General features: G+C 66.0%; 14 protein-coding genes. 7 read left to right on the top strand and 7 right to left on the bottom strand.

The window, feature by feature from the left end; genetic code table 11:
* Nucleotides 1-194: 194 nt before the first annotated feature.
* The 5 genes from VH569_RS09650 to rpsF form a co-directional block, all read right to left on the bottom strand.
* Nucleotides 195-1,463, bottom strand: a complete 1,269-nt coding sequence (locus tag VH569_RS09650) for a class I SAM-dependent methyltransferase (RefSeq protein ID WP_423315149.1) — start codon at nt 1,461-1,463, stop codon at nt 195-197.
* A 254-nt stretch (nt 1,464-1,717) separates the two neighbouring features.
* Nucleotides 1,718-2,281, bottom strand: coding sequence for a 50S ribosomal protein L9 (rplI, locus tag VH569_RS09645; RefSeq protein ID WP_423315148.1), 564 nt, complete (start codon nt 2,279-2,281; stop codon nt 1,718-1,720).
* Nucleotides 2,281-3,240 carry a DUF2232 domain-containing protein gene (locus VH569_RS09640; protein ID WP_098740030.1) on the bottom strand — a complete coding sequence of 320 codons (960 nt, stop codon included), beginning with the start codon at nt 3,238-3,240 and terminating at the stop codon, nt 2,281-2,283. The genes rplI and VH569_RS09640 overlap by 1 nt, the downstream gene beginning before the upstream one ends.
* Before the next feature lie 49 nt (nt 3,241-3,289).
* On the bottom strand, nt 3,290-3,559 hold the full coding sequence (rpsR, locus tag VH569_RS09635) for a 30S ribosomal protein S18 (RefSeq protein ID WP_012974291.1): 270 nt from the start codon (nt 3,557-3,559) through the stop codon (nt 3,290-3,292).
* On the bottom strand, nt 3,560-4,000 hold the full coding sequence (gene rpsF, locus VH569_RS09630; RefSeq protein ID WP_109047679.1) for a 30S ribosomal protein S6: 441 nt from the start codon (nt 3,998-4,000) through the stop codon (nt 3,560-3,562).
* Between the two features lie 426 nt (nt 4,001-4,426).
* Between rpsF and VH569_RS09625 the strand changes: the two genes are divergently transcribed.
* The 7 genes from VH569_RS09625 (at nt 4,427) to VH569_RS09595 (ending at nt 10,666) form a co-directional block, all read left to right on the top strand.
* Nucleotides 4,427-5,413, top strand: coding sequence for an acyltransferase family protein (locus tag VH569_RS09625; RefSeq protein WP_423315147.1), 987 nt, complete (start codon nt 4,427-4,429; stop codon nt 5,411-5,413).
* A gap of 257 nt (nt 5,414-5,670) precedes the next feature.
* Nucleotides 5,671-6,612: an ACP S-malonyltransferase gene (fabD, locus tag VH569_RS09620; RefSeq protein ID WP_109047681.1), complete on the top strand. Its 942-nt coding sequence runs from the start codon at nt 5,671-5,673 to the stop codon at nt 6,610-6,612.
* A gap of 41 nt (nt 6,613-6,653) precedes the next feature.
* Nucleotides 6,654-7,391 carry a 3-oxoacyl-[acyl-carrier-protein] reductase gene (gene fabG, locus VH569_RS09615; RefSeq protein ID WP_098740026.1) on the top strand — a complete coding sequence of 246 codons (738 nt, stop codon included), beginning with the start codon at nt 6,654-6,656 and terminating at the stop codon, nt 7,389-7,391.
* A gap of 188 nt (nt 7,392-7,579) precedes the next feature.
* A complete protein-coding gene (locus VH569_RS09610) occupies nt 7,580-7,819 on the top strand; it encodes an acyl carrier protein (protein WP_014247969.1) in 240 nt (79 codons plus the stop codon).
* Nucleotides 7,820-7,946: 127 nt separating this feature from the next.
* Entirely contained in the window at nt 7,947-9,209 is a 1,263-nt protein-coding gene (gene fabF, locus VH569_RS09605; RefSeq protein ID WP_423315146.1) for a beta-ketoacyl-ACP synthase II, read from the top strand.
* Nucleotides 9,210-9,258: 49 nt separating this feature from the next.
* Nucleotides 9,259-10,266 carry an endolytic transglycosylase MltG gene (gene mltG, locus VH569_RS09600; protein WP_423315145.1) on the top strand — a complete coding sequence of 336 codons (1,008 nt, stop codon included), beginning with the start codon at nt 9,259-9,261 and terminating at the stop codon, nt 10,264-10,266.
* 94 nt (nt 10,267-10,360) lie between these two features.
* Complete coding sequence (locus VH569_RS09595) at nt 10,361-10,666, top strand: DUF2934 domain-containing protein (protein WP_423315144.1); 306 nt, start codon at nt 10,361-10,363, stop codon at nt 10,664-10,666.
* 39 nt (nt 10,667-10,705) lie between these two features.
* Here the strand turns inward: VH569_RS09595 and VH569_RS09590 are convergent, their stop codons facing one another.
* Complete coding sequence (locus tag VH569_RS09590) at nt 10,706-10,945, bottom strand: hypothetical protein (protein WP_098740022.1); 240 nt, start codon at nt 10,943-10,945, stop codon at nt 10,706-10,708.
* Nucleotides 10,946-11,189: 244 nt separating this feature from the next.
* A complete protein-coding gene (locus VH569_RS09585) occupies nt 11,190-13,193 on the bottom strand; it encodes a methyl-accepting chemotaxis protein (protein ID WP_423315143.1) in 2,004 nt (667 codons plus the stop codon).
* Nucleotides 13,194-13,231 lie beyond the last annotated feature (38 nt).

The raw sequence follows: 13,231 nt of genomic DNA, 5'->3' as shown, positions 1-13,231 counted from the left end.
CGCGGTTATATAGCATCGCCCCGTGACGGAAAGGAAGGCGCGGCGGTGGCTCAGGCGTCGATGTCGCACGATTCCGCTTGCAACACGGCCCTGCGCCCGGCCATGATGGTCAATTGGTATTACCGGTTGGCCGGATTGTCGCCCTTTGACGACGGAATGCCGCGTTGGGGCCGCAAATCCGGTGCCTGGAACGGTCAGGTCGCCGACTCCGGCGTGCGTGAGGGTCGCCGTTCCACCGGATGGCTGGCCTCCGTGCCGGCAAGGTCACGTTCCGCATTCAGCATGTAGTCGCGGGTCAAGGGCACTGCCCCCAGCGAGCGTGCGACCTGGACCTGGAACACCATGTGCCCCTGCAGCCGGAAGGCCAGTTCGGCACCGGCCAGATAGAATTCCCACATGCGGCAGAACCGCTCGTCGTACAGGGCTTTGGCCTCATCCCAGCGGTCGAGGAAGCGGGCACGCCAGTGACGCAGCGTTTCGGCGTAATGCAGGCGCAACACCTCCAGGTCGGTGGCGAACAGGCCGGACCGCTCGATGACCGGCAGCACCTCCGACAGGGCAGGGGAATAGCCGCCGGGGAAGATGTATTTGCGGATCCAGGGGTTGGTGCTTGCCGGCCCGTCGAGCCGGCCGATGGCGTGGATCAGGGCCACGCCATCGTCGTTCAGCATCTCGCGTACCGCCGCGAAGTAATCGCGGTAATGCGGCACGCCGACATGCTCGAACATGCCGACCGAGACGATGCGGTCGAAGGCCCCCCGGTGGGCGGCGGCGAATTCGCGATAGTCGCGCAGCTCGAAGGCGACCCGGTCGGCCAGCCCCGCCTCCTCCGCCCGCTGGCGGGCGACCGCCAGCTGTTCGGACGACAGGGTGATGCCGGTCACCCGTGCCCCGGTGTGCCGCGCCAGATAGAGCGCCATGCCGCCCCAGCCGCAGCCGATGTCGAGCACCCGCATGCCCGGCACGATCAGAAGCTTGGCCGCGATGTGCCGCTTCTTGGCCTCCTGCGCCTCGTCCAGCGATATCCCCGGCTCCGGGAAATAGGCGCAGGAATACTGCATGTCCCGGTCGAGGAAGAGTTGATAGAACTGGCGTGACAGGTTGTAGTGGTGTTCCACATTCTGCCGTGACCGCTGCATCGGGTTGTATTGCTGCACATGACGCAGCAATGGCGACAGCGATTCCAACGCCCGGCCCAGCGCACCCTGAACCTCGGCGCCGCTCATCAGCATCGCCAGCAGGTCGTAGATGGTGCCGCCCTCAATCGAAAAACGGCCGTCCATATAGGCTTCGCCAAAACGCAGGCGGGGATTGATCAGCAGGTCGCGCTCGACCCTGCGGTCATGGAGGCGAAGGGTCAGATGTGGAGGACCGGATCCGATCCGATGATGCTTTCCATCGGCCGTAACAAGATTGAGGGTTCCGTCGCCCTTGGCGGCGGCAAGCAGGCGAACCAACAGCATGCCGAACTCCTTCCGCGGTGCCGTCCAAGCATCGCGCGCAAGGCGGGGTGCGACAATTCGTCAATCGGTCAGAACTGCTACCCAATTGGGCATTGCCGCCCTATGCGCAGAGTTATGTGCGCCGCCGCTCCGCCGTGCTCTGAATGCGGAAAACCGCCCGGCCCCAGGTGGGGCGGGCGGTTTCCGGACGAGCGGTGCGACGATGCCGCGAGAACCCCGAAGGCGTCTTCGGGGCTGCCACGGCAGAAGGGCTATCAGCCCTCCTCTTCCTCGGTCGCGCTCTCTTCGACGAAGGTCTCTTCCTCGTCGTCGTCGTCGCGCAGGTCGGCGGCGGTGATCATGCCACCGCGCTGGGCCTGCAGTTCGGCCTCTTCAGCCGAACGGGCGACGTTGACCGTGACCGTGATCGACACTTCCGGGTGCAGGACGACGCGCAGCTTGAACAGACCCAGGGTCTTGATCGGGGTGTCGATCTGGACCTGCTTGCGGTCGGTCTTATAGCCGGCGGCGGTCAGCGCGTCGGAGACGTCGCGGGTGGTCACGGAGCCGTACAGGACGCCGGTCTCGGCGGCCTGACGGATCACGACGACCGTCACCTTGTCCATCTTGGTCGCAACCTGCTCGGCGTCCTTGCGGCGCTCCAGGTTCACGGCCTCAAGGTGGGCCTTCTGCTTGTCGAAGACAGCCAGGTTCGCCTTGGTGGCGCGCATGGCCTTCCGCTGCGGCAGCAGATAGTTGCGGGCGAAGCCGGGACGCACATTGACGACCTGGCCCATCTGGCCGAGCTTCTCGACCCGCTCCAGCAGAATAACTTCCATCACTCGTCCTCCTGACCGGGGGCCGCGGGGGAAAACCGGCGGCGCAGCCCGATCCATTGCTCGATCATGCCCAGGCCGACCAAAAGCAGGATCGGCCACCCGAAGAGAAACAGCATCATGTAGAAGCCAACCAGGATCAGCGTTCGCGCCGATTTGCTGCTGGCGAATACATGAACCACCGAAAGCCCGGCGAAGGCGAACGGGATTGCCAGGATCAGGGCCAGATTGACCGCCAGGAACCCGACGGTTCCCGGTACGGCCGATGCCGCAGCGACCGACACCGCGAACAGCGGCGCCAACCAGCCCGGCAGCTCCAGCTCGGCCAGACGCATGGCAGGGCGCCGGTTGCGGCCGAACCGCATCAGCGCCCCCTGCGCCAGCACCGCGTTGACGATCGTCATGACAAGCCATGAGACCGCAACCAGTCCCGGCAGGACGGCCGCCACCCAAAATGCCTCGGGATCCGGGGCCGGCTGGCCCTGCGAGCGGAACGCCGGCTCGACGACTCGGGCCAGGGTCTGCCGCATCAGCCCTTCGAGCCCACCGGGCTCTCCGAGCGTCAGGATCACCGCGGCGAGCAGCGCCGCCACGCCCATCCCGGTCAGGCCCATCAGGACCCGGCCGGGCGGATACCATTCAAGGGATCCATCTTCCCGCGAGCGCGCCAGCAGCGACTGCCGCACCACCAGGATCGCCGGGGCAGCCCCGGTCACCAGGTAGGACAGCGCCACCAGCATGCTGCCGGAGGTGCCCAGCAGCACCGCGGCGGCACCGGCCAGACCGGCCAGCGCCACCACCGGAGCCCCCAGCCACAGTCCCGTCAGGAACAGGGGCAGGGGGGCCAGATAGCCCAGGATCAGCGCACCCATCCCACCGAACGTGACCGACAGGTAGAAGAACGCGCTCGCCAGACCGCCGCCGACGGCGACCACCAGCGGAACGGCCGGACCCAAGGCCATGGAAACCCCTTGAAGAACCTTCACCGAAACAGTTCGGCCGTTGCCGGGCTTACTTCACCACGTAGGGGAGAAGGGCCAGGAAACGGGCGCGCTTGATGGCGCGGGCCAGTTCGCGCTGCTTCTTCGTCGAGACCGCGGTGATGCGGCTCGGGACGATCTTCCCGCGCTCGGAGATGAAGCGGGACAGCAGCTTGACGTCCTTGTAGTCGATCGCCGGAGCGTTCGCGCCCGAGAACGGGCAGGTCTTGCGGCGACGGAAGAACGGGCGGCGAGCGCCGCCGGTGCGGGCCGGAGCGCCCGTGGTCTGCTTGTCGGACATTTACGCGGACTCCCCTTCGGCGGCGGCAACGTTTTCCTGGCGACGCGGCGGACGCGGGCCACGGTCGTCGAAGCGACGCGGACCACGATCGCCACGCTCGCCGCGCTCACCACGCTCGTTGCGGCTCTGCATCATCGCCGACGGGTTGGCGTCGAGCTCGTCGACACGCACGGTCATGAAGCGCAGCACGTCTTCGCTGATGCTCATGTTCCGCTCCATCTCGGCGACGGCGGCGGCCGGCGCGTCGATGTTGAAGAGGGTGTAGTGACCCTTGCGGTTCTTCTTGATCTTGTAGGTGAGGGTCTTCAGACCCCAGTATTCGCTCTTGGCGATCGTGCCGCCGTTGTCGCGAACGATCTGGGCGAACTGCTCAGAGAGCTGCTCGGCCTGGGCGGCCGAAATGTCCTGGCGCGCGATCAGCACGCACTCGTAAAGTGCCATTGCACTCCCCATGGCTGTTCATGGTCCGGCGCTGCGCCCCATCCCTCATGGATCGGATCAGCCGCCCGGGCCTAGCCGTCGGCGGACCGACGGCAAGGAGTTATGAAGCGGCGCAGTATGCACAGGCCGGCGGTGGTGGCAAGTGGAAAACCTCCCCACCTTTTGGAAAATCTATGCCGACCATAGGGTGTTGTCCGGATGAACGGGAGTGCTGCCGGGATGAACACCGCTGCGCTTCCCGGGAATGGGCTGGGTAGGGGTGGGGCAAGGGTGGATATCGCGCGGGATACGGTCCGGCGCATTTGACCGAAGTGCAATACACCGCCCCAGGCGCCATGTTGCGACTGCCGTTCCTGGCGGAGCTATGCGTCGAATCGCCCACGCATGCTCCGCCGGCGGCATGACAGCCCGGTGCCTGGAGTAGCCATGCGCAAGAACATGTTGCCGTACCATGTCGTGGAACTGAGAGGGTTGGCCTGCATCCTGCTGGTCGCCTATCACGTGGTCGGCATTCCCGGATCCGGAATGCAGGTGGCGGAGGGGTCGATCTACCGCTACGCCACCGACAGCTTCGAGCTGATCCGTATGCCGCTCTTCACCTTCATCTCAGGCTTGGTCTATGCCCTGAACCCGGCCCGGAACGACCGGCTGAAGACCTTCTTCGTCAAGAAGCTTCGTCGCCTGGGCTTCCCGTTCCTGGTGGTGTCCGCCATCTTCTATTTCCTGCAGACACATGCGCCGGGCGCGAACGGAAGTTTCGTCCCCGAGTCGATGTGGCGGATTTACGTCTATCCCTATGCCCATTTCTGGTATTTGCAGGCGCTTTTCCTGATCTTCTCCGTCGTGGCGCTGCTCGATGCGCTCCACGCCATGGACAGACCGGGAGGATTCGTGCTGGCAATGGCCGCAGCGGTGGCGGCCTGCCTGACGGTCCATGTCGAATCGAATATCTTCTCGATCAACGAGGCCTGCTTCCTGTTGCCGCACTTCCTGTTCGGGGTGGGCGTCACCCGTTTCCGGGCGATGGTCCCGCGGCAGACGATGCAGGCGGCGGCCGGTGCTGCACTTGCCCTCGGTGTCGCGCTTCATCAGGCATCGCTGTGGGGGTATCTGCCCCATTTCGGCTGGAACAGCAGCGTTGCCCTGCTGTGCGGCATGGGCGGAGCGGTGACCCTGCTGCATACCATGCCGTCGAGCCGGATTTTCCGGACCGTCGGCGCCTCCTCCTATGCGATCTACCTGCATCATGCCCTGTTCGCCGCCGGCACGCGGGTGGTGCTGCACCATGTGGATGCCCCGGACGGCGTGATTTTCTGGGGGGCTCTGCTTTCCGGGCTGATCGGCCCGATGGTGCTGGAGATGCTGGCGCAGTTCCGGCCATGGACCAGGGTGGCGCTGATGGGCAAGGCATGACCGCAGGCCTTTGATTTGCACTGCGGCAAACGGTGCAAGACCCGGTGAGCGGCACCTCTGTGCGAGCCCACGAACAACCCCTTCGGAATGGCGGTTTTTCGTGGGCTTTCTGCATCAATACGTGGCGTTTTATCGCACCATTGTCGCTTTGGTCATCGCGCGTCGCTTGACTTGCTCAAAAGTGAGGGTATGACTGTCGCCCAATCCATGGTGCCGCCGCAGGGGCGGGGCGCATTCATCCAGGGTTTCACCGAAGCATGACCAGGGCGTTCGTCTTTCCGGGGCAGGGCAGCCAGGCCGTCGGCATGGGTCGCGAACTCGCCGAGGCGTTCGAAGTCGCTCGTCACACCTTTGAAGAGGTGGACGACGCGCTGAACCAGCGGCTGTCTCGCCTGATGGTCGAGGGTCCCGAGGCCGATCTGACCCTGACCGAAAATGCCCAGCCCGCCCTGATGGCGGTCAGCGTTGCGGTGATGCGGGTGTTGGCGAGCGAGGGCGGTGTCGATCTGTCCAAGCATGCCACCTTCGTCGCCGGCCATTCGCTGGGCGAGTATTCGGCGCTGTGCGCTGCCGGTGCCTTCTCGCTGGGCGACACCGCGCGCCTGCTGAAGCTGCGCGGGCAGGCGATGCAGAAGGCCGTTCCGGTCGGCAAGGGCGCCATGGCGGCCCTGCTGGGTGCCGATCTGGACCAGGCGCAGTCGATCGCCGCCGACGCGGCCCAAGGCGAAGTGTGCAGCATCGCCAACGACAATTCGGTCGGGCAGGTGGTGATCTCCGGCAGTGCCGATGCCATCGACCGTGCCATCGCGCTGGCGGCGGAACGCGGTCTGAAGCGCTCCGTGCGTCTGCCGGTGTCCGCTCCTTTCCATTGCTCGCTGATGCAGCCGGCCGCCGATGCGATGGCGGAGGCTCTGGCGAACGTCACGATTTCCGCGCCGGTGGTTCCGGTGGTTGCCAACGTCACCGCCTCGGCGGTGTCCGATCCCAATGCCATCCGTCGCCTACTGGTCGAGCAGGTGACCGGCATGGTCCGCTGGCGCGAATGCGTGCTCTATATGAAGGAGCAGGGCGTCGAACGGCTGGTCGAGGTCGGGTCGGGCAAGGTGCTCGCCGGGCTGACCAAGCGCATCGACAAGGATATGGCGGCGGTGTCGGTCGGTACCCCGGCCGATGTCGAGTCGTTCCTGAAAACCCTGTGATTGTATCAGCACTCTGATAAATCAGCGTCATGAGGCCATCCATGTTTGACCTGACCGGCAAGTCGGCCCTCGTCACCGGCGCGTCCGGCGGCATCGGCGCGTCGATCGCCCGTGCTCTGCACGCTCAGGGCGCTGCCGTTGCGCTGTCCGGCACCCGCGTCGCCCCGCTGGAGGCCCTGGCCGCCGAGCTGGGCGAGCGTGCCTTCGTCGTGCCCGGGAACCTGTCGGAGGCCGCCGCCACCGAACAGCTGTTCAAGGACGCCGAGGCGGCGCTGGGCAAGATCGACATTCTCGTCAACAATGCCGGCCTGACCCGCGACCAGATCGCCATGCGCCTGAAGGACGAGGACTGGCAGTCGGTCATCGACGTGAACCTGACGGCCGCCTTCCGCCTGTCGCGGGCCGCCATGCGCGGCATGATGAAGCGCCGCTGGGGCCGCATCATCAACATCACGTCGATCGTCGGCGTCACCGGCAACGCGGGGCAGGCGAACTACGCCGCCTCCAAGGCCGGCCTGATCGGCATGTCGAAATCGCTGGCGGCCGAACTGGGTTCGCGCAGCATCACCGTCAATTGCGTCGCGCCGGGCTTCATCGCCACGGCCATGACCGACGCGCTGAACGAGGAGCAGAAGCAAAAGCTGCTCCCGTCTATCCCGGCCGGCCGCATGGGCCAGTCGGACGAGATCGCCGCTGGGGTCGTGTACCTCGCGAGCGAGGAGGCCGCCTACGTCACCGGCCAGACGCTGCATATCAACGGCGGCATGGCTATGATCTGATGAGGATCGGACGGGGCGGCATCGCCACGTGTGAAGAACGGCGCCAACCAGGCTCGCTCGCGGGTGCTGGTCAAGGCTGCTGAAATGTGTTATCGGACGGGGCTTTTCGCGGCAGGACGGCACGTTCTTCGCGTGTTGCTCCGACCGGATTATCCCGAGCGGTTTCAAGGATTGGAAGGTCTTAAAAGATGAGCGACATCGCCGAGCGCGTGAAGAAGATCGTTGTGGACCACCTGGGTGTCGAGGAGTCGAAGGTGGTGGAGAACGCCTCCTTCATCGACGATCTGGGCGCTGACAGCCTCGACACCGTCGAGCTGGTCATGGCCTTCGAGGAAGAGTTCGGTGTCGAGATCCCGGACGACGCCGCGGAGAAGATCCTGTCGGTGAAGGACGCCATCGACTTCATCAAGGCCAACGCCGCCGCCTGATCGGGCCGCGGGCATTGAGCCCCCGAGGGCCAGGCAAACCGCATTTGCAACACCAGCAGCGCGGGGCCTGGCCGTCGACGACCAGATCGTCGACAGTTTATTCGAGGAAAGGTCAAGGAACAGCCTCATGAGACGTGTCGTCGTCACCGGACTCGGTATGGTCACGCCGCTCGGCGTCGGCCACACGCTGAACTGGGAGCGGCTGATTTCCGCAACGTCGGGAATCCGCGGCATCACGGGGTTCGACGCTTCGGACCTGGCCTCCAAAGTCGCTGGGCAGGTCCCGCGCGGAAACGGTGAGGGCGAGTTCAACGCCGACACCTTCATTCCGCCGAAGGACCAGCGGAAGATGGATGACTTCATCATCTTCGCCATCGCTGCGGCGCATGAAGCAATCAAGGATTCGGGTTGGGTTCCCCAGACCGATGAAGAGCGTGAGCGGACCGGCGTCATGGTCGGTTCGGGCATCGGTGGCCTTCCGGGCATCGCCGACGGCGCCGTCACCCTGCACGAAAAGGGTCCGCGCCGCCTGTCGCCCTTCTTCATCCCGGCCTGCCTGATCAATCTGGCCTCCGGCCATATTTCGATTCAGCACGGCTTCAAGGGCCCCAACCATGCGGTCGTCACCGCCTGCTCGACCGGCGCGCACGCCATCGGCGACGCTGCCCGTCTGATCATGTGGGACGATGCCGACATCATGGTCGCCGGCGGTACGGAGGCGGCGGTCAGCCGTCTTGGCGTCGGCGGCTTCGCCGCCATGCGCGCGCTGTCCACCAGCTTCAACGACACGCCCGATAAGGCGTCGCGCCCCTATGACAAGGACCGTGACGGCTTCGTCATCGGCGAGGGTGCTGGTGTCGTCGTACTGGAGGAACTGGAGCACGCCAAGAAGCGCGGCGCCACCATCTATGCCGAAGTCGTCGGTTACGGCATGTCCGGCGACGCGCACCACATCTCCGCTCCGGCGGAAGACGGCAATGGCGGTTTCCGCGCCATGAAGGCCGCGTTGAAGCGCGCCGGGATGAACCCGTCCGATATCGATTACGTCAACGCCCATGGCACCTCGACGCCGCTCGGCGACGAGATCGAGCTGGGGGCGGTGAAGCGCCTGTTCGGCGACGCCATGGACAATCTGGCAATGTCCTCCACCAAGTCGGCCATCGGCCACCTGCTGGGGGCTGCCGGTGCGGTCGAGGCGATCTACTCGATCAAGGCGATCAACCACGGCATCGTGCCGCCCACGCTGAATCTCGAAAATCCGTCCGAGAGCTGCCTGGGTGTCAATCTGGTGCCGAAGGTGGCGCAGGAGCGCCGCGTGCGCGCCGCGCTGTCGAACTCCTTCGGATTCGGCGGCACCAATGCCTCGCTGGTGTTCAAGGAATTTGCGTAAACGAAGCGCCGCACCCGCGTTGCGGTCTGCAGTCTTCAAGAGGTGAGCGATGGGCTGGGGTCTCCGGATTTTTGCGGGGACGCTGGTCCTCGCTGTCGGTGTGGCGGGCGGAATCGGCGTCTGGGGCTTCCAGCGCTATTCAGCCCCTGGACCGTTGGAGCAATCCGAAACGGTCGTCATCCCGCGCGGCAGCGGGTTGGAGGCCATCGCGATCACGCTGGGCGACTCCGGCGTGATCGGTTCGCCGCTGGTGTTCGCCGCCGCGGCCAAGCTGTCCGGCACCTTCCGTGACTTGAAGGCCGGCGAATACCAGTTCCCCGCGGGAATCAGCATCGAAGGCGTCCTGGAGCAGATGCGCCAGGGCCGCACCGTCGTGCGTCGCTTCACCGTGCCGGAAGGGCTGACCTCCGCCCAGGTGGTCGCACTGCTCGCACGGGAAACCGGATTGACCGGCGATCTGCCCAAGCCGCCGAAGGAAGGCTCCCTTCTGCCGGAGACCTACCACTTCGCCTATGGCGACAGTCGCGCCGCTCTGATCGAGCGGATGCAGACGGCGATGACCCAGGCGCTTGCCGAGGCATGGAAGAACCGCGACCAGAATTTGCCGTTCGAAACGCCGCAGCAGGCGTTGACTCTCGCTTCCATCGTCGAGAAGGAGACCGGCATCGCGGCGGAACGGCCGCGGGTGGCGGGGGTTTTTGTCAACCGGCTGGAAGCCGGCATGAAGCTGCAGTCCGATCCGACGGTGATCTATGCGCTGACCGATGGCAGCGGCGAGTTGGGGCGGGCCCTGACCCGCAACGACTGGAAGTTCGAGTCGCCTTACAACACCTATGTCGCCACCGGCCTGCCGCCGGGGCCCATCGCCAATCCGGGCAAGGCCTCGATCCAGGCGGTGATGAAGCCCGAACGGCACGAGTTCCTGTATTTCGTCGCCGACGGCACCGGCGGCCATGTCTTCGCCAAGTCGCTGGCGGACCACAACCGCAACGTCACCAAATGGCGCGAGGTCCAGCAAGGCCGACAGCCGGAGCATGGCGAAACGTCATCGGAGTGACGGCCGATAACGATCCGCGTGGTTGCGCGTATTTTAGGAATTCGGCAGTCTTTGCATCGCAGCGAAACTGACCACCATTCCTCAGGGAGATGTAATGAGCGTGGATGTCGAACAGCGCATCCGTGATCGCGCCTATGCGATCTGGCTGGAAGAGGGCTGTCCCCATGGCCGCGATGCCGACCATTGGGGCCAGGCTGAACGCGAGGTCCTGGCCGAAGCGGTTGTCGTTCCCGATCATGCGCCGCCCGATCATGCGCGGGTCATCGCCGTGGTGAAGGCTCCGCGCAAGACCACCAATGCCAGGCCGCGTAGTGTGGTAAAGCTCGCCGAAGCGGAAGCCGCGCCTGCCGAGCCCCCGAAGGCGCGCAAGCCGCGGATCCGCAAGGCGGTTACCGCCTGATCTGTCGCGGCCCGACCGGTCGCAGGATGGCGTCCGGGGTCAGGCGGCGTTCGAAGCCTGCGGCAGTTGCAGGTTGGAAATGACCATCACCCCGGCGGTCGTGCCGTAGGACTTGCGGGCGGCGCGCAGAGCGTCCAGCGCCTCCGTAAGGCTTTCCTCGGCGAAGCCCGGAGCCAGCCCGGCCAGTTCCCGCTCCGTCAAATCGATGAAGGCGTCCAGCAGGCGCGCGTGGATGCGGCTGGCCAAGCGGACTTCATCGGCGACCTTCTGTGCGGGCATGGGGAACTCCCTTGGTGTCGTGTGGGTCTAATGTTCAGTAGAGCGTCTTCTCGGGATCGAGCGTTCCCGCAAGCCGATTAGGCGTGGAATAGGGTTAAAAGAACTTTAAATGCTATGTAATCCCGGCTGGGATTAAGAATTACCACTTCAGAGAATGCGACTGGCGGTTCTGTGCGGAAGCATGCAGCACCGGGAACGCTTCCGGGGCTCGCTTGCTGTTCGGAACTTTGGCAAAGGCCAAGCTTCAGCCGGCTTGGAAGCGCGACACCTGACGGCGCGTTTCATCGGCGAGGCGGGAGAGATGCACCATCGTCGCGGCGATCTCCTCCGACGCGGCGGCATTTTTGGAGGCGACGGTGCGCACGCTCTCGACCGACCGCTCGATCTCGCGGACGGAGGCCTGCTGTTCCTCCATGGCGACCGCGACCGACTGGAAAGCGCCGTCGATGCGGTCGACCCGCTCGGCCAGACCGTCCATCCGGCGTCGCGCCTGTTCGGTAACGGCCTTGCCCTCTTCGGCCAGCGCGGCGGCCGCTTCGATGATCTCGGCGATCTGGCGGGCGCTTTCGACGGCGTTGTCGGCGAGTTTGCCGACCTCCTCGGCCACCACCTCGAAGCCCTTGCCCTGCTCGCCGGCGCGGGCGGCCTCGATGGAGGCGTTGACCGACAGAATGTTGGTCTTCACCGCGATCTGGGTGATCGCCTCGGTGATGCGGCCGATGCGGCGGCTGTTGTCGGCGATGGTCTGTGAGACGCGCAGCAGCCGCGCCATGTCCTGCCGTCCACCGTCGGCGAAGTCGGCGGCGTCCTTCACCATGTCGGACGCATCGCGTGTGCTGTCGGTGACATGGACGATGGCGCGGGCCGATTGCCCGACCGCCGTCGCCACCTGATCCAGATCGTCGGTCTGTTCCGATGCGCCGTCCGACACATGGGCGATGGCGGTGCTGGCCTGCCCGGCGGCGACGGCGACCTGGGTCGCCTGCTCACCGATGGTGCGGAAGGCCGTGCCGGTTTCCTGCAGCAGGGCCACCATCTCGCCATAGGCCCCATGGAAGTCCGGAGCCTGCTGCGTCCCGACTGCCTCAAGCGAGTCCACCGGCTTGCCGGACAGCCTGTGCATTTCGCCATGCAGTCCGTGCAGCACCTGGATGACGGTGGCGACGGCACGGCCGATGGAGCCCAGCTCGTCCTGCCGGCCGGTGTTGGGCACCGCCACCGTCAGATCGCCGTCCGACAGGCGCTGGACCGCCGCGGTGGTGGCGGCGATGGGGCCGGTCAGGCTGCGGGCGATCAGGATGGACAGGATCGTGCCGGCGGCCAGCGCGCCGAGCGCGCCGCTCCACAACAGCATGACCGCACGCGACCGTCCGGCCTCGCGCTCGGCCGTCTGGGCCGCCACCAGCTGTGTCACCTGATCGTTGACGATCCTGGCGGCGTCGCGCATGGCGTCCCGCGCGGCGTTGCGCCGGGCGACGATGTCGGCCACCAGCAGGAACTCCGTCTCGACTCCCATGATGGAGGCGGTCAGCTTCTCCGACTCGCGCAGCGCTTCCCCGTCGTTGGCCGCCTTGCGGACATCACCGACGACCGTCAGCAGCCGGTCGATGCTGGCGCTGAGGGAGTTGCGGCCGGAACCGCCATGGTCGATCAGGAACTGCTGTACGTCCAGCAGCGCGCCGCGGGTGTCCTGGATCAGCCGCCCGGCGATGGAGACCAGCAGCGCCGAGGATTCCAGCGCCGTCACCGCCGCACGGTCGCCGGGATCGGCTTTCACCCGCGCCAGCGCGTCGGCATAGCGCGCCGACTGCTCGTGCGTCAGCGTCTGGGCGATCACCAGCAGGGCGGCGGTCTGCTTGCGCAGTTTCGCCAGGCTGGCGAAACGGTCGACCTCCAGCCCGACCACCTCGTCGAAGGACTTGCGGTAGGCTGCCAGCTTCTCCAGCGCCTCGCGCAACGCCTCCGGGGGCACGGCATGATCGGGCAGGGCCAGCAGCGCCTCCGCATCCGTCCTCAACTGGTCGGTCAGCTGCCGCACCCGCCGGCTGGCGGACGGGTCGACGTCCAGCAGGTAGCGCGACTCCTCCTGCCGGGCGCTGTACAGCAGCGTGTCCAGACGGGCGGTCTGGGCGGCGATCTCCACCCGCGAGGCGTAGGTGTTCAGCCCGCTCCAGCCGACGACGGCGACGGCGAGCGTCAGCAGCAGGACGGCGGCGAAGCCCAGGGCGATGCGGGTGGCGATGGACATGCCGGTGGAGGTCCGATCAAGGCCGCCCCGAGAGCGGC

The sequence above is a fragment of the Azospirillum sp. 11R-A genome (assembly GCF_049472615.1).
In the GTDB taxonomy this organism is placed as follows: domain Bacteria; phylum Pseudomonadota; class Alphaproteobacteria; order Azospirillales; family Azospirillaceae; genus Azospirillum; species Azospirillum palustre.
This window is presented reverse-complemented; position numbering and strand designations above follow the sequence as displayed.